Here is a 16,470-nt window from a genome sequence, read left to right on the forward strand (position 1 = left end):
TCTCCACGCCGCACATTAATAATCACATCTTAATAATAATGAAGGGCCTGCCCCCGCGTTGATCTTGTAAACAGCTTATCTCTCCCTAAACTGTCTATCGCTATTAATCTTTTTATGCGGTTTACTTCATAAGGTTCTATGGGCCAGCTCTATCCTCAATATTTATCACGATATCTAATAAAAATACCGCATACGTAAAACCTTACATGGCCATTCTAAAGGATTATATTTTATGACAAGACAATAATGAGTAAGGACATAAAAACCTTTTTTATATTGCTTAAGCTGTGTGAAGGATCTTTATTTTTGGCTTTCTACGCGTAAAAATCATCTCTTCTATGATCTTTCAGCATTAAGCCTATAACGATCAAAATAACCATTTTAGAATTTTTCTCACCAAGATTAGAGATATCTTGATCGACTTTTTAATGTCCTCTCCCCTTTAGATATAAGGACACAACTTTTATTCTACGAGAAAATAAAAATACAAAAACAAATGATAATATAATTCCAAATAACGCCAATACATCATCTTAAAGCATTTTTTTAAGAAATTATCATGATACAATTGTATTTTGATGATATACATCGTAAACAACTTTAAAGAGAAAAACTGATCGATGTAAAAGGGGAGACTTTAATGAAAAATCAAACAACATTAGCACCACATGATACAAGGAAACGTGTTTTTTCTATCATCTCTAGTGCATCAGGAAATCTCATAGAATGGTATGATTTTTATGTTTACTCATTTACATCTATTTATTTCGCGTCACAATTTTTTCCTTCAGATCATGATCTTATTACACAACTGCTAAAAACTGCAGGGGTCTTTTTTATTGGCTTCCTTATGCGCCCCATTGGAAGTTTGCTCTTTGGTTTCATTGCAGACCGCTATGGACGTAAACGCTCGATGCTCATTTCTATTTTTATGATGTGTGGTGGCTCTTTTCTCATCGCCCTCCTCCCCACCTATGAAATGATTGGAACAACAGCAGCCGTTCTTCTACTTTTAGTTCGAATGTTACAAGGGCTTTCAGCGGGGGGTGAATATGGAACGGTTGCAACTTATATGAGCGAAGTTGCTCTAAAAAATCACCGTGGATTCTTCGCTTCTTTCCAATATGCAACACTTATCACCGGTCAACTTCTTGCCAGTTTTGTTATATTTATTTTGGCACTTTATCTGACAGAAGATCAATTAAAAACGTGGGGATGGCGTATTCCTTTTGTCATTGGTGGCGTGGGAGCAATCATTGCACTTTATCTACGTCGTTCGCTTCATGAAACAACCACAAAAGAAAGCCGCTCTCAAAAACAAGCTGGTAGCCTTAAAGAACTTTTTCGCAATCACAAAAAAGCTTTGTTTTTGGTTATGGGCTTTACAGCGGGAGGTTCTCTCTCATTTTATACTTATACCACTTATATGCAAAAATATCTGATCACAACCACTGGTTTTGATAAGCAAACTGCAACAACAATCATGACAGCTGCACTCTTTATCTTCATATTGCTTCAACCTCTATTTGGTTTTCTAGCGGATAAAATTGGCACAAAAACTTCACTTGTTCTTTGGGGAATCTTATCCATCATCTGTACAGTTCCTGTATTAACAGCCATTGGGAATACAGATAATGTATGGGTTGCATTCTTCATTATTGTTGGAATGCTTTGTATCATGAGTTTTTACACATCCATCGCAGGGATCATAAAAGCAGGAGTATTTCCAGCCTCAATCCGTGCAATGGGTGTTGGGTTGTCCTATGCAATTTCCAATGCGCTATTTGGTGGTTCTGCTGAATACGTTGCATTTGGATTAAAAAAAATTGGTTATGAATCTGTATTTCCTTTCTACATAATCGGCATGATGATCATTGCGCTTATCGCGATTCTTTTGATGCCGGATATAAATAAAGGAGGATATCTTCAAGATGAGACCCATTAATATTCCATAAAATGTAAAAAAGCCCCAATAAACGGGGCTTTTTTATCATTAGCACATAAAAAGCCCATTTTTATATTATGACATCCATTTTCTCAGCTTACTCCCCATAATAAAAAGTTATCAGATACTTTCTATAACTTTGACATGTCACTTTCATAAATTAAGCTTCCTCGCAATGCCTTCTTGAAACTTATAAATATTTTTTTCTAATGAATGAAGTCACTAAAAAATATAAAAATACCTGTTATGAAACAGATAAATTAAATAAATTATACACTGTTACAGAAAAGTAAAATAATAGTATTATATTATTAATTAATACTATTTTATATAAAAATATTATTATAAATTTATATTTATTTACTTCGTTTTTAGTATGTTTAATTATTAAAAGTAATAAAATTACTTATTTATACAAAATAATAAATAGTAAAAATTAAGCAGAGTACGTTATTTAAAATAGTTTTTATCAAAATAAGCATTATACAAGTGAATTTTTCTGGAAATCACAAAAAATTAAGTTTAAAAAATATAAACTATAAATTTAAAAGGGGAACACTCATGACAAATGAAACAATTTCAGCATCGCATGATGCAAGAAAGCGTATTTTTGCTATTATAGCAAGCGCATCTGGAAATCTCGTAGAATGGTTTGATTTTTATGTTTATGCATTTGCGTCGATTTATTTTGCATCACAATTTTTTCCTTCAGATGGCGATACAATTACACCACTGTTAAAAACTGCAGGGGTCTTTTTTATTGGCTTTCTTATGCGGCCTATTGGCGCTTGGCTTTTAGGATTTATTGCCGATCGTTATGGACGTAAACGCTCAATGCTTGTATCCATTTTTATGATGTGTGGAGGCTCTTTTTTCATCGCCATACTTCCCACCTATGAAACCCTAGGAATAACATCAGCAATCCTTTTACTCTTAGCGCGAATGGTACAAGGACTTTCAGCGGGGGGAGAATATGGTACAGCAGCAACTTATATAAGCGAAGTTGCTCTCAAAAAACATCGTGGGCTGTTTGCTTCTTTCCAATCAGCCACCCTTATTACTGGTCAGCTTCTTGCCAGTTTCATTATATTTATTTTAGCCATTTACCTTACTGAAGATCAGTTAAAAGCATGGGGATGGCGTATCCCTTTTGTCATTGGGGGCGTGGGAGCACTCGTTGCGATTTATCTACGTCGTTCGCTCCACGAAACAACCACAAAAGAAAGCCGCTCTCACAAACACTCTGGTAGTCTTAAAGAACTTCTCACTAAACATACAAAAGCCGTTGTGGTAATTGCCTGCTTTGCATCAGGCGGATCGCTCACATTTTATACCTTTACGACTTATATGCAAAAATATCTGATCACAACCACAGGCTTTGATAAACATACCGCAACAACGATTATGACAGCGGTACTGTTTATTTTTATCCTGTTCCAGCCCATAGCAGGTATCATTGCCGATAAAATTGGCACAAAAACTTTACTTATCATTTGGAGTATACTCTCTGCCATCTTTACATTTCCTGGACTCTGGATAATCGGTAACACCCATAGCGTATGGGTTGCCTTCTCCGTCATTATTGGCTTGCTCTTTATTATGGGCATGTATACATCCATATCTGGTGTTGTAAAATCAGCCATGTTTCCCTCTTCCGTACGTGCATTAGGCGTTAACATCTCTCATGCCATTGGTAACGCTTTATTTGGTGGTTCTGCTGAATACGTCGCGCTTGGATTAAAAAAGTACGGTCATGAATCACTCTTTTATTTTTACATAACCGTCGTGATGATCATGGCATTTATTGCGCTTCTCTTTGTCCCGAGTATGCGTAACGGAGGATACCTCCAAGACAATGAAAAAGGTTAACGCCCTCTATAAATAAAAAAAGCCCAATTTTTTGGGCTTTTTTATCATGATCACAAATTTAATATCATTTAAATTTTATGAAGTGCATTGAGTTGCTTAGCAACTAAGTAATAAAAAGTCATACGACTTTTTCTACGTTCCCCAACCATCATCTGAGAAACTTGTGCAACAGCCATTTTAGCACTCTGCTCATCAACTTCTAAAACATCTTTAACCCATTTTTCAACACGTTCCAACTCTTTTGGATCCGATGTCGCAACGAGCGCTGCATCTTGCTTTTGCATCACCAAAGCTAAACGATGGCTAAGTCGCTCAACTGCAGCCTCATCAGGGTTTGAATCATATATTTTAATATCTGCTAGATTATTTTTCATTTTGCATCATCTCCTCTCCAAAAATGAGCGGCTATACTTCACCGCCGCATCACATAGCTCCATAAATAATTAGAGGATTAAAAATATTAACAACCCCCCCTTTTCCTAAGACTGTTCTTCATCTATATTTAAGAGGCTGACTTTTCAGCTATGGTAATAAATGGACGGTGAAATAAACCTATTGGACCCGGGGGCGGTACCCGGCGCCTCCACCAAAATATAAGAAACCAAAATTATATTTTGGTGGGGGCGAAATAGGATCGACAAGGGTGTAAAGATCGCTCTTTTACTCGGCATTGTACCACCGTTATCGGGCTAAATGAGTAGTTGCAAATGACAACTATGCGGAAGCACGTCTCGCCGCTTAAGGTGGTGTGAATGTTTCAAGTTGACTCTTAAACCGTCGCAGGTTTAAGCGGGGTTCGAAGGCACCTGGCAACAGAAGCCTTCACTTTTTAATGTTATTGATTGATCTTTCAGACATTATCAGACATTATTCTTCGTGTTTTTTCGATTCAAATGAGGGCTTCGTAGACAAAACACTGCTAATTTTAAATACATTCTCTTAATACAAGATCAATATGACCCATTCTGCTAAGTAAAATAAAAGGAATAAACTTCAATGGTTAAAGATCAAATCCGTTACGATATTCTCGTTCAGGATGCGCTTCGTGGAGTTATCCGTAAAGTTTTATCGGAAGTTGCCAAAGCAGGTCTTCCGGGAAATCATCATTTTTTTATAACTTTTTTTACAAATGCCGCAGGCGTTAAAATTTCTTCTCGGCTAAAAAGTCGCTATCCTGAACAAATGACCATCGTTTTGCAGCATCAGTTTAGAGATCTCAGTGTTTCAGAAACAGCCTTCGAAGTGACCCTCTCTTTCAAGGAAATTACCGAAAAACTCGTTATTCCTTTTACTTCCATTCAAGTCTTTTACGATCCTGTAGCAGCATTTGAAGCAGCATTTGATCTGCCTTCAAAACTTCCCTCTGCAGAATCTACAGAAAGCGAAAATGCAGAAAATATTCCATCTACCCCCATTGCTCTATCAGACAAACAAAAAAAAGAAAATACGCTCACAAAAGAACAAAGTTGCACGACCAATAAAGAACCTTCAAATAACGATACTAAACAGAGTGCTGATGTTGTCTCTTTAGATTCTTTTCGGAAAAAATAATTTTTTCATGACCAAACCGATTAACCTCCGTCAATTTCAAAAACAAAAAAAGCGTGCAGAAAAAGCCCTTCATGCTGAAGAAAACCGTTATCGTTTTGGACGAACAAAAACTGAAAAACTTTTTGAGCAAAAAAAATCTTTAAAAACGCAAAAATTTCTTGATCAAAATCGTTTAAAAAACGACGAAGAAAGGGGGAAAGATGCACGAAAATAATTCTATCGATTGGTCAAAAGTTATTCCAAGAAAGATATCAGTTCGTGTTGATGGACACGCAACAAGCGTTTCTTTAGAACCACCATTTTTAGATATTTTAAAAGATATAGCCCGCAAAAAAGGACAATCTTTAGCCTTTATTATTACCGATATCGATAGTAAAAGACCGCAACAAGTTAACCTTTCAGCCTCATTGCGCGTTTATGCTCTTCAAAGCATTCTCGCTCAGCGTCTTTAGTCCTGATCTTTTATTTTAACATCTCTCGTTCAATGAAAACTGTTGCGATTTGTAAAAGAAAAGTTTTTTAAATCTAGCACTTTCATGAAAAAAAGATTAAAAAAAAGGTATAATGAATAATTTTTCCGATAACATACCTTTCTTTGAAGAAGATGCTCCCCCATCCCATGATGAAAAAAACTCTGGGATTTCTTCCCATGTTCTAAAAGAAAAAAAATCACATAACATAGACTATTTAGAACAGCTCAATCCAGAACAACAACAAGCTGTCATGAATACTGAGGGGCCTCTTCTAGTTCTTGCAGGTGCTGGTACTGGAAAAACACGCGTTTTAACAACCCGTATTTCTCACATTCTGCGCTCTGGACTTGCCTCTCCTCAACAAATCCTTGCTGTCACTTTCACCAACAAAGCAGCCCGTGAAATGAAAACACGTATTGGTGAACTTATTGGTGAAGTTGTTGAAGGGATGCCTTGGCTTGGAACTTTTCATTCCACTGGTGCTAAAATTTTACGCCGCCACGCAGAGCTTGTTGATTTAAAAAGAAACTTTACAATTCTTGATAGCGATGATGTTCTTCGCCTTTTAAAACAGCTCATTCAGGCTGAAGGCTTAGACGATAAGCGTTGGCCTGCACGAAACCTTGCCATGATGATTGATTCTTGGAAAAATCAAGGACTTTCACCAGAATATATTTCAAAAAGTGAGGCACATTCCTTTGGAAACGGCATGGGACGCGAACTTTATCATAGTTATCAAAATCGATTAAAAGATCTTAATGCTTGTGATTTTGGTGATCTTCTCCTTCATTCTATCTCTATCCTCCAACGCAATCCAGATATTCTTCGCGAATATCATTCTCAATTTCGCTATATTCTTGTCGATGAATATCAAGATACAAATACAGCACAATATCTTTGGCTTCGCCTTTTGGCACAACATCCTCAAGGACAAAATGTTAATCTTTGTTGTGTTGGCGATGATGATCAATCCATTTATGGATGGCGTGGTGCGAAAGTCGAAAACATATTACGGTTTGAAAAAGATTTTCCTTCTGCCAAAATTATTCGCTTAGAGCGCAATTACCGCTCAACATCCCATATTCTGAAAGCCGCCTCGCATCTGATTGCTCATAATGAAGAACGGCTGGGGAAAGTGCTTTTTTCCGCTCAAATAAAGAGTGAAGAAGAAAAAGTAAAAATTCATTCAGCATGGGATTCAACAGAAGAAGCGCGAGCAATCGGAGAAGAAATCGAACGCGCTCAACAAACCGGTCATGCATTAAATAATATGGCTATCTTGGTACGCGCATCATTTCAAATGCGTGAATTTGAAGATCGCTTTGTAACACTTGGCCTTAACTACCGAGTCATTGGGGGACCTCGTTTTTATGAGCGCATGGAAATACGGGATGCCATGGCTTATTTACGTGTTGTTGTCCAACCCGCTGATGATTTAGCTTTTGAACGTATTATCAATACACCTAAACGCAGCATAGGCGATGCAACCTTACGCATCCTTTATGAAAGTGCGCGAGCACGCGCTGTTTCTCTCTTTGCTGCCGCCTCTGACATTATTGAAACAGACGAATTAAAGCCTAAGGCACGCAGTTCCTTACGAAGCCTTATTGAAAACTTCCGTCGCTGGCAAAATATGCTCCAAGACACGCCCCACAGGGAACTTGCCGAAATCATTCTTGATGATTCCGGTTACACAACCATGTGGTTAGAAGATCGCTCACCAGAGGCTCCTACACGTCTAGAAAATCTTAAAGAAATGATCCGTTCCATAGAACAATTTGAAAGTCTTCAAAACTTTTTAGAACATGTTTCACTCGTAATGGAAACGGACAATAATGAAAGCATGGATGCCGTCAACATCATGACACTTCATTCTGCCAAAGGGCTTGAATTTGAAACCGTTTTTCTTCCAGGTTGGGAAGAAGGACTCTTTCCCCATCAACGCTCATTAGATGAAGGGGGACGTTCAGGCTTAGAAGAAGAACGGCGCCTTGCTTATGTAGGACTTACAAGAGCAAAAAAATATCTACATATATGGTTTGTATCCAACCGCAGAGTTCACGGACTTTGGCAATCTGCTCTTCCCTCCCGTTTTCTCGATGAATTACCAGCAGAACATGTAGAAGCCATAGCTATGGAAACATCTTATGGTGGTTATGGACAATCCTCTTTTCAATATCATGATGCTTTTTATAATGACTACGCAGCACCAAGACAAAAGCGTGCACAAAAAAACAAGAATATCGAAGGGAAAGTTATCGCTCAATCAATTTCCCATGCAGCATCAAATTTTTCTGTCAATGATCGAATTTTTCATATAAAATTTGGTTATGGTTACATTACCGCAATAGATGATCATAAATTGACAATAATGTTTGAAAAAGCGGGAGAAAAACGTGTATTGGATAATTTTGTCGACAAAGCTTAACAAAAACAAACGACGATCCGTTTTTTCAAAAAACCACTTGATTTTATTCTGAAACTTACTTCCATTTTCTAACAAAAGCTTCAATGGATAAATTTTGCATATCAGGCACTGCATTGTAAATTTTATCCAGCGGCCAATCCCACCAAGCCATAGCTAAAAGATCTTTGATCACATGATCGGGAAAACGCATCCGCAACTTCTGAGCGGGAACCCCAACAACAATCGTATAAGGCATAACATCTTTCGTTATAACAGCATTAGCTCCAATAATCGCCCCATGACCCACTGTTACCCCAGGCATAATAACCACTCCATGCCCAATCCATACATCATGCCCAATAATAACACGTTTTGCACAACGCCTTTCTCGAAAAGAACCATCGAGCGCCCTATAACGAAAATATTCATTTGGACGATAGGTTATTTTATGTGTTGAAACGCGCTCCATGGGATGCTCCAATGCATTTATCCGCACATGAGATGCAATAGAACAAAAACGACCAATATCGCTATAAATAGCCTCACTGTTACGTTCTAAATAAGAAAAATCCCCAACAGTTACATCCCGTAAAATAACCCGTTCATTAATTTCCACATAGCGCCCCAATTTACAACCATGCAATCGTGCCGTCGTATGAATACGCGGTTTACTTTCATGGAATCGAAGATCATTCTCAATATTCATATGGCCTTCCATCAACTGTTTCATCAAGAGATATGGAAAGACATACCAACCACTCCCATAAAATCAACCATGAAACAAACATTGCAATATAAACCTGCCAATGCTAGAATTTTTGGGTACTTTTAAGAGAGACAAGTTATGAAAAATGTAATCCGCATCTTAGGGCTAACAGTTATATTTCTTGCGGGAATTTTTACTTATGATACGTTAATCAACAAACCTTTGGGTGATGAATTCACGCTCACTGATTCAGATGGACAAACTGTTACGCAAGCGGATGTTCGCAGTAAACCTTCAATTATTTTCTTCGGTTTTACGATGTGCCCTGAAGTCTGTCCTACAACATTGATGAATCTTGATCGATGGCTTACAGCTCTTGGTCCTCAGAGTAATAAATTAGGAAAATGGTTCGTGACCGTTGATCCTGAACGTGATACCCCTGAAGTACTTCATGAATATCTCAGTAATTTTTCTAATAAGATTGTTGGCATTAGCGGAGATCCTGAAAAAGTTCATAAAATGGTCAATTCTTTCAATATCATTGCTGAAAAAGTGTCTGGAACGGATGGAAACTATACTTACAACCATACAGCAGCGATTTTTTTACTCAAAAAAGGTGGAAAGTTAGCAGGTGTTATTCGTTATGATACGAAAGAAAGCGATAGTGAATTAAAAGATGAAATCGCCATTGAACGGCTAAAAAAGCTCATCTCAAACTAAAAAAGCCGATCAAAAGAAAGAATAGGATGTCGCAGCAAATTCGCCTTTATTATACTGCTTTAAAAAATAAAGCAGAAAAGCTTTATCCCCTTTTAGAAATCGCTTTTGAGGAAGAAGGCTATCCCCTAGCTCTTACAGAGATAGACGAAAAAAGTGCTCTCTATGAGCTATCTCTATATGTCGATCAAGATAATCAAGAACGCATTGCGAGGCGTTTTGCAAACATCCTTTCTATCGATTCTGATAAAATTAATAGAGAAGTTTTACCCAATATTGACTGGGTAAAAAAAAGTCTAGAAGGACTAAAACCAATACATGCAGGTCCTTTTTTCCTTCATGGAAGTCATAATCGAGACGCCATTCCAGCAAATGTTCTTCCCATTGAAATTGACGCAAATCAAGCTTTTGGTACTGGACATCATGGAACAACAGTTGGTTGTTTGGAAATGATTGCCAAAGTCATGAAACACGAAAATCCACAAAATGCTCTTGATCTTGGAACGGGCAGTGGGATCTTAGCTATTGGCATAGCTAAGCTCAAGCCCATTTCTATTCTGGCATCCGATATTGATCCCGTTGCTATTAAAGTTGCACAACATAATATCATGCTTAATGGTGTAAAAGAATATATTACAGCTGTTACAGCAACAGGTTTTACCCATAATCAAATTGCAAAACGGGCTCCTTTTGATCTCATTGTTGCCAATATTCTTGCCAATCCGCTCATTGAACTTGCAACAGAAATGGTTCAAGTTCTTCAAAAAGGGGGATCACTTATCCTCTCTGGAATTCTTGAAGAACAGCATCCTCATGTTTTAGACACTTATATAAAACACGGACTCAAACATATTGAAACGTACCATCGGCACGACTGGGTTACGATACATCTGAAATAAAAAGAAAAGGACGTTGCTATGTATCAATCTTTTGAAGCAACAACAAATCCCGCACATGCTCTTGAACGCATTTCTTGCCTTCGTAAAGAGCTCGATCGCCTTGGGCTCGATGGTTTTCTTGTTCCACGCAACGATGAACATCAAGGGGAATATGTTCCACCTCATGCACAACGCTTAAGCTGGCTTACAGGCTTTACTGGATCCGCAGGGATCGCACTTATTTTAAAAAACAAAGCCCTTATTTTTACAGATGGACGCTATAAACTCCAAGTTCGCCAACAAACTGATCCTCATATCTTTAACTATGAAGATCTCGTAACCTGCCCCCCTCGCAATGGCTTGAAAAAAATGGACAAAAACTTTCTATTGGTTTTGACCCATGGCTCCACACAATCGCCGCTACAGCAACCTTAAAGAAATCTTTAGAGATAAAAGCTGGCGGAAAACTTGTAGAAGTTCAACAAAATCCTATTGACCTTATTTGGCATGATCAACCACAACCACCACAATCTACCTTATCCATTCATCCACTCAAATATGCTGGATGCGATACGGATGAAAAACTCGCTTTAATTCGCAAAAGTATACAGCAAGCCCGTGCAAATGCTTTTATTTTCACAGATCCCTCCTCTATTGCATGGATATTCAATATACGAGGCCATGATATTTCCAATACACCTTTTTCTCTTTGCTTTGCTCTCATTCCACTCAACGAAACCCCAGTCTTATTCATTGACAATAAAAAACTTGGTGAAGAACAAAAACAATATCTAGAACGTTATGCAAAATTATATGAACCAGAACAACTTCTTTCAAAAGTCAAAGAATATGTGCAAAAAGGAACAATTTTTGCCTTAGATCCACAGCTAACATGCGAAAAATTACGGATTGTCATTGAAGAAGAAAAGAGCTCTTTCATTACACTGACCGACCCTGCTGCTCTACCGCGTGCCATTAAGAATACCACAGAATTAGAAGGGGCACGGGGAGCGCATCTGCGCGATGGTGTTGCTCTTACCCGTTTTTTTGCTTGGTTAGATAGACAAACAGTAGGCACGATAAATGAGATTTCTGCCGCTCAAAAATTAGAAGAATTTCGCATACACACAGCAGAAGAAATGGGAGAAAAACTTGAAGATCTTTCTTTTGATACAATCTCAGCAGCAGGAGCCAATGGTGCCATTGTTCATTACCGTGTAACGAATGAAACCAATAAACAACTCAAAGCTGGAGAGCTTTATCTTGTGGACTCAGGTGGACAATATCGTGATGGCACGACAGATGTCACACGCACAGTAGCCATTGGAAATATTGGAGAAGAAGAAAAACGCTGTTTCACGCTTGTCCTCAAAGGCATGATTGCTCTTTCAACTGCACGTTTTCCAAAAGGCACACGCGGACAAGACATTGATGCTCTTGCACGCATTGCCTTATGGAAAACCGGTTTTGATTATGCCCATGGCACAGGTCATGGCGTTGGTTCTTATCTTTCTGTTCATGAAGGCCCACAAAATATTTCACGCAGAGGATGCCAAGAACTGATCCCTGGGATGATTCTTTCCAATGAGCCTGGATATTATCGCGAAGGCGCTTTTGGTATTCGTCTTGAAAATTTGATAATCGTAAAACCAGCACAAAAAATTGCTGGTGGAGACATAGAAATGCTTTCGTTTGAAACGCTTACCCATTGCCCTATTGATAGAAGACTCATTCTTCCAGAGCTTTTGACACAAGAAGAACAACAATGGCTCAATGATTATCATGCGCGTGTTTATCAGATGAATGCCCCTTACCTTAATGAAGAAGATAAAAAATGGACAAAAGAGGCAACACTGCCTCTTTAAAATGAGGCAAAATAGTACACATACCTTCTAAGCTATTTTTATAAAATAACACCCTTTCTTTCTTTTTAAGAGAAGAATGTGTCTTTACCATCAGAAAATGCAAAAAATATTCTTTCGACATGCTTCAAGTTTTTTTGATACAGTAAACACTCTAAAACAGAATGGAATCCACTTGTAACAGGCTATAATGATCAACTTTTCTTCCATTATCTCCAAACAAATTATAACCTTATTTTTCTTAACAAGGTAAATTTCATTATATTAATTGTAACCCTCGGCATCATTTTTTTCATATCAATTATAATCAGCGTATTACAGCGTTTGGATTCAAAATTTATGCATATTGATTTATAGTTTTCACCTTTTCGGTTTACCTTATGAGTCAACAATATATCATTTTGCAATTCTTGAATAATGTTCGATAGTGGTGAATCATTATAATACATATTGATACAAATAAACAAAATCTGCTATAAGGGAGGATTTAAGTCGTTAGAATTTAAAGGAAGTAGAATAATTATAACATTACCTTTTAAAGAATTTTCTTTATTAGCAACAGTCAGACATCATGTTATTTTATAGAGAAGCTCTCAAAAACTGCACAACACAAGATAGCTATAGAAGTGAAAAATCTTTAGAGCTCTTTACAAAAACCACAAATACTTTGAAAGAGATAGAATAAAGTATAGATTTTATGACTTACCGTGATAAAAAACTCTAAAGATAGATCTTAATAAACTATATCCTTATTTACCATTAAAGTGATTATCCTAATACGTATAATTTTATTTTTTTCCGTAATATGATTATTGGGATACTATATTGGACCTTCTATATTGACGGAAATTAATCAATTTAGACGAGTTCCTATTGCTGCATTTTCTAAAAGTCGAGTTATTACTGAAAATGAATACAACCAACTTTACGAAAAATATGTAACTGAACAATATCACTATGGTGTATATGACGAATACCTAAAACGAGCAAAACTATATCTAGATGCTAAAAGTTATGGTGTATATCATGTTTTAAATCATGATATGATAGTGCTTGTCCCAGAAAACGTGAAATATATTCATACAAAAGTTGTTTGGTGTGCATGCCTTGTAGATTTATTGAAAGGTGTTTATAATGAAAAGCTTCCAGCGCTATCTCTGCCCACGTACATACAGAAGTTACGTTCTCAATATAATTGGAAAGAAAGTGATTTTATTTGGGAAAAAAATTTAGTCATGAATTCTACAGATCCAATGTTTAAATATGCACAAATGGTATTTGATTCTGAAATATTCTCATACACTATACTTGCTCTCATAAATGAGATTTCAAATGCCGAGAAATTTGAAAGAGATAAGGGAGGCCAGGAGAAAAATTACGACGCTAGACGCATTACAGAATATCCAAAATTTTGTAATGAAATTGGACAAGTATATCATATCATGATGCCTGATAAATATAGATAAAAATCACGATACATAATGAAATACCATTGTTATTTATTATATATAACTATCTAGTGTCGTTTTTTTATTAGTTCCTCACGTAAAGAGTAAACAATTAGTCGGTCACATCTCTTATTGTGCTATGAGAGAGTTTATATCTTCTTCATAAGAGCAATCAAAATGCGTTATTAAGATTTATAGCATATTACTGTTAAAAAAGTAAAACCTTCCCTCTACAAAAAGTAATAAATTTATTCATTACATCACTGTCCTAAGAAGGAATATTTTACAATACTAAAAATTATAAGACTTTATATGGGCATTATATATTTGTTTTTAAGATCAATAAATGTACGTAATAAAGAAAAACAACGTATTCGTCTGCTTGAGAAAAGCACTCTTATCCTTCAATCAGCTGTAGCCAAGCTTCTTCATCGATCACCTCAACACCTAATTCCTGCGCTTTTGTCAATTTTGATCCTGCTCCATCTCCTGCAACAAGAAGATCTGTTTTTTTAGAAAGTGAACCCGACGTTTTAGCCCCTAGTCTCTCAGCCAATGCTTTTGCTTCATCACGTGACATGCGCGTCAAAGTTCCTGTAAAAACAATGATCTTCCCCGCTATTGGTGAAGAATCTATCAAAACAGGCCCCTCATCGAGAGGAGTTACTTCTTCAAGCAAAACAGATAAAACCTCACGGTTATGAGCTTCTTGATAAAAATCAACAATTGCACTGCCGACCTGTGGTCCAATTCCTTCGATATTAATCAACTCCAGCCAAGCTTCATTGCCTTCTTTATTTTCTCTCTCACATGGTATAAGTGCTTCCATCGCCGCAGTTTCAAAAGCTGTATAAGTTTGATAAGTTCGTGCAAGACGGCGTGCATTAACCTCACCAACATGACGAACCCCCAATGCAAACAAAAAACGACTTAAAGGAATTTCTCGGCGTGCATTAATAGCATCATACAATTTCCGCACTGAAACAGTACCAAAACCTTCCATATTTTCCAAACGTATCAAAGATTTTTGTTGGCGCCGCTCTAAAGTAAAAATATCAGCTGGTGTACGAATACAAAGCGCCTCATCTTGCGCATGGAAAAAAAACTCTACCTGTTTTTTGCCCAAGCCCTCAATATCAAAAGCATTGCGTGCAACAAAATGACGAATACGCTCAATCGCCTGTGCAGGACAAATAAGCCCCCCTGTACAGCGACGCACCGCTTCTCCATCTTCACGAACAGCATGACTCCCACACGCTGGACACAAATGGGGAAAAATAAAAACAGCCGCATTTTGGGGGCGCTTTTCAATGATAACATCAACAACTTGAGGAATCACATCACCAGCACGTTGTATAATCACGCTATCTCCTACGCGGATATCGCGTCCTTCACGAATGGGCTCTCCTTTATGACCAATTCCCTTAATATAATCTTCATTATGCAAACTAGCATTGGTCACCACTACCCCACCAACAGTAATAGGCGTAAGGCGCGCAACCGGCGTCAAAGCCCCTGTGCGTCCCACTTGAATATCAATATCTTCTAAAAGCGCTATTGCTTTTTCTGCTGGAAATTTATGCGCTATTGCCCAACGCGGCGAACGAGAAACAAACCCCAAGCGCTTTTGGAGCATCAAATCATTAACCTTATAAACAATACCATCAATATCATAGTTTAAGACATGACGGCGTTCTTCAATATCACGATAATAGGAAATAATTTCCTCGATTGTCTTAAAGACTTTTGTTAATGGATTGATAATAAAGCCATATTCTTTGAGCTTTTTCATCATCTCCATTTGACTTTGTGCAAATATTTCACTCACCTCACCGCAAGCATAGGCAAAAAATTGCAGCTTTCTGCTGGCCGTTATCCGTGAATCAAGCTGACGGAGTGAACCAGCCGCCGCATTTCGAGGATTGGCAAAGGTTAACTTACCCTTCTCTTGTTGGCTGATATTCAATGCTTGGAAATCCTTCCTCCCCATATAAACTTCACCGCGAACCTCAATGATATCCGGAAAATCACCTTGCAAAACGTGCGGAATAGCAGCAATTGTTCGAGCATTCGCTGTCACATTTTCACCGACAGTTCCATCGCCCCGCGTTGCCGCACGCACAAGCCGCCCCTCCTCATAGCGCAAAGACAATGATAAACCATCAATTTTGGGCTCTGCTGTTATTTCCAACATTTGTGTTTCTGGAATGCGTAAAAAACGATGAATACGCTCAACAAATTCGCTGACATCTTCAAAGCTAAATGCATTATCAAGGGAAAGCATAGGCTGTGCATGAACAGATTTTTCAAATTTTTCTGAAACCGGTGCTCCAACTTTATGTGAAGGAGAATCTATACGAATGAGTTCAGGAAAAAGAGCTTCAATTTCTGCATTACGGCGGCGCAAAGCATCATATTCTGCATCAGAAATTTCAGGTTGATCATCACGATTATAAAGCACATCATGACGTGAAATCTCTTTTGCCAACCACTCTAATTCACTTTCTGCTTCAAGAGCAGTAAGTTTTTTAACTTCACCCTTGTTCATAAAATCTATTCCAAATTACAAACTACTGCCCTAAGGATCTCCACTCTTTTTCATAAAGTAAATCTC

12 protein-coding genes, 1 other RNA gene and 1 pseudogene are annotated in these 16,470 nt (G+C 37.6%); 11 read left to right on the forward strand and 3 right to left on the reverse strand.

Annotation, left to right across the window (positions count from 1 at the left end):
* Positions 1-640: 640 nt before the first annotated feature.
* Both AC6ER9_RS00440 and AC6ER9_RS00445 read left to right on the forward strand, forming a co-directional pair.
* The gene (locus AC6ER9_RS00440; protein ID WP_497074524.1) at positions 641-1,945 is read left to right on the forward strand and encodes an MFS family transporter; all 1,305 of its coding nucleotides are present in this window, start codon (positions 641-643) and stop codon (positions 1,943-1,945) included.
* Positions 1,946-2,506: 561 nt separating this feature from the next.
* Positions 2,507-3,814, forward strand: a complete 1,308-nt coding sequence (locus AC6ER9_RS00445; protein ID WP_497074525.1) for an MFS transporter — start codon at positions 2,507-2,509, stop codon at positions 3,812-3,814.
* Between the two features lie 68 nt (positions 3,815-3,882).
* Here AC6ER9_RS00445 and AC6ER9_RS00450 read toward each other — a convergent pair whose 3' ends face one another.
* Positions 3,883-4,188 carry a DUF2853 family protein gene (locus AC6ER9_RS00450; protein ID WP_497074526.1) on the reverse strand — a complete coding sequence of 102 codons (306 nt, stop codon included), beginning with the start codon at positions 4,186-4,188 and terminating at the stop codon, positions 3,883-3,885.
* 96 nt (positions 4,189-4,284) lie between these two features.
* Here AC6ER9_RS00450 and ssrA point away from each other — a divergent pair.
* The 5 genes from ssrA (at position 4,285) to AC6ER9_RS00475 (ending at position 8,266) form a co-directional block, all read left to right on the forward strand.
* Positions 4,285-4,641: a transfer-messenger RNA gene (gene ssrA / locus AC6ER9_RS00455) on the forward strand.
* Between the two features lie 169 nt (positions 4,642-4,810).
* Positions 4,811-5,365: an SspB family protein gene (locus tag AC6ER9_RS00460; RefSeq protein WP_497074527.1), complete on the forward strand. Its 555-nt coding sequence runs from the start codon at positions 4,811-4,813 to the stop codon at positions 5,363-5,365.
* A gap of 7 nt (positions 5,366-5,372) precedes the next feature.
* Positions 5,373-5,579 carry a DUF4169 family protein gene (locus AC6ER9_RS00465; protein ID WP_497074528.1) on the forward strand — a complete coding sequence of 69 codons (207 nt, stop codon included), beginning with the start codon at positions 5,373-5,375 and terminating at the stop codon, positions 5,577-5,579.
* On the forward strand, positions 5,566-5,817 hold the full coding sequence (locus tag AC6ER9_RS00470; RefSeq protein ID WP_497074529.1) for a ribbon-helix-helix domain-containing protein: 252 nt from the start codon (positions 5,566-5,568) through the stop codon (positions 5,815-5,817). The genes AC6ER9_RS00465 and AC6ER9_RS00470 overlap by 14 nt, the downstream gene beginning before the upstream one ends.
* 112 nt (positions 5,818-5,929) lie before the next feature.
* Positions 5,930-8,266 (forward strand): ATP-dependent helicase, encoded by a 2,337-nt coding sequence (locus tag AC6ER9_RS00475; RefSeq protein ID WP_497074530.1) that lies wholly within the window; start codon positions 5,930-5,932, stop codon positions 8,264-8,266.
* Positions 8,267-8,321: 55 nt separating this feature from the next.
* Here the strand turns inward: AC6ER9_RS00475 and AC6ER9_RS00480 are convergent, their stop codons facing one another.
* Complete coding sequence (locus AC6ER9_RS00480; RefSeq protein WP_497074531.1) at positions 8,322-8,951, reverse strand: DapH/DapD/GlmU-related protein; 630 nt, start codon at positions 8,949-8,951, stop codon at positions 8,322-8,324.
* A gap of 138 nt (positions 8,952-9,089) precedes the next feature.
* On the opposite strand from AC6ER9_RS00480, the gene AC6ER9_RS00485 reads away from it, so the two are divergent.
* From AC6ER9_RS00485 to AC6ER9_RS00500, 4 genes and pseudogenes are all read left to right on the forward strand, one after another.
* Positions 9,090-9,671 carry an SCO family protein gene (locus AC6ER9_RS00485; RefSeq protein WP_497074532.1) on the forward strand — a complete coding sequence of 194 codons (582 nt, stop codon included), beginning with the start codon at positions 9,090-9,092 and terminating at the stop codon, positions 9,669-9,671.
* A 26-nt stretch (positions 9,672-9,697) separates the two neighbouring features.
* Positions 9,698-10,567, forward strand: coding sequence for a 50S ribosomal protein L11 methyltransferase (locus AC6ER9_RS00490; RefSeq protein ID WP_497074533.1), 870 nt, complete (start codon positions 9,698-9,700; stop codon positions 10,565-10,567).
* Positions 10,568-10,585: 18 nt separating this feature from the next.
* A pseudogene (locus AC6ER9_RS00495) lies at positions 10,586-12,411 on the forward strand (aminopeptidase P family protein).
* 836 nt (positions 12,412-13,247) lie between these two features.
* Positions 13,248-13,874, forward strand: a complete 627-nt coding sequence (locus AC6ER9_RS00500) for a hypothetical protein (RefSeq protein WP_497074534.1) — start codon at positions 13,248-13,250, stop codon at positions 13,872-13,874.
* A gap of 379 nt (positions 13,875-14,253) precedes the next feature.
* Here the strand turns inward: AC6ER9_RS00500 and ligA are convergent, their stop codons facing one another.
* Positions 14,254-16,404 (reverse strand): NAD-dependent DNA ligase LigA, encoded by a 2,151-nt coding sequence (ligA, locus tag AC6ER9_RS00505; protein ID WP_497074535.1) that lies wholly within the window; start codon positions 16,402-16,404, stop codon positions 14,254-14,256.
* Positions 16,405-16,470 lie beyond the last annotated feature (66 nt).

It is taken from the genome of Bartonella sp. SL317 (genome assembly GCF_059687655.1).

Bases quoted from the DNA above. Each gene is read 5' to 3' on its own strand.
- AC6ER9_RS00460 (WP_497074527.1), top strand. From the start codon at position 4,811: ATGGTTAAAGATCAAATCCGTTACGATATTCTCGTTCAGGATGCGCTT.
- AC6ER9_RS00440 (WP_497074524.1), top strand. From the start codon at position 641: ATGAAAAATCAAACAACATTAGCACCACATGATACAAGGAAACGTGTT.
- AC6ER9_RS00485 (WP_497074532.1), top strand. From the start codon at position 9,090: ATGAAAAATGTAATCCGCATCTTAGGGCTAACAGTTATATTTCTTGCG.
- AC6ER9_RS00465 (WP_497074528.1), top strand. From the start codon at position 5,373: ATGACCAAACCGATTAACCTCCGTCAATTTCAAAAACAAAAAAAGCGT.
- AC6ER9_RS00445 (WP_497074525.1), top strand. From the start codon at position 2,507: ATGACAAATGAAACAATTTCAGCATCGCATGATGCAAGAAAGCGTATT.
- AC6ER9_RS00480 (WP_497074531.1), bottom strand. From the start codon at position 8,951: ATGAATATTGAGAATGATCTTCGATTCCATGAAAGTAAACCGCGTATT.
- ligA (WP_497074535.1), bottom strand. From the start codon at position 16,404: ATGAACAAGGGTGAAGTTAAAAAACTTACTGCTCTTGAAGCAGAAAGT.
- AC6ER9_RS00490 (WP_497074533.1), top strand. From the start codon at position 9,698: ATGTCGCAGCAAATTCGCCTTTATTATACTGCTTTAAAAAATAAAGCA.
- AC6ER9_RS00470 (WP_497074529.1), top strand. From the start codon at position 5,566: ATGCACGAAAATAATTCTATCGATTGGTCAAAAGTTATTCCAAGAAAG.
- AC6ER9_RS00450 (WP_497074526.1), bottom strand. From the start codon at position 4,188: ATGAAAAATAATCTAGCAGATATTAAAATATATGATTCAAACCCTGAT.
- AC6ER9_RS00475 (WP_497074530.1), top strand. From the start codon at position 5,930: ATGAATAATTTTTCCGATAACATACCTTTCTTTGAAGAAGATGCTCCC.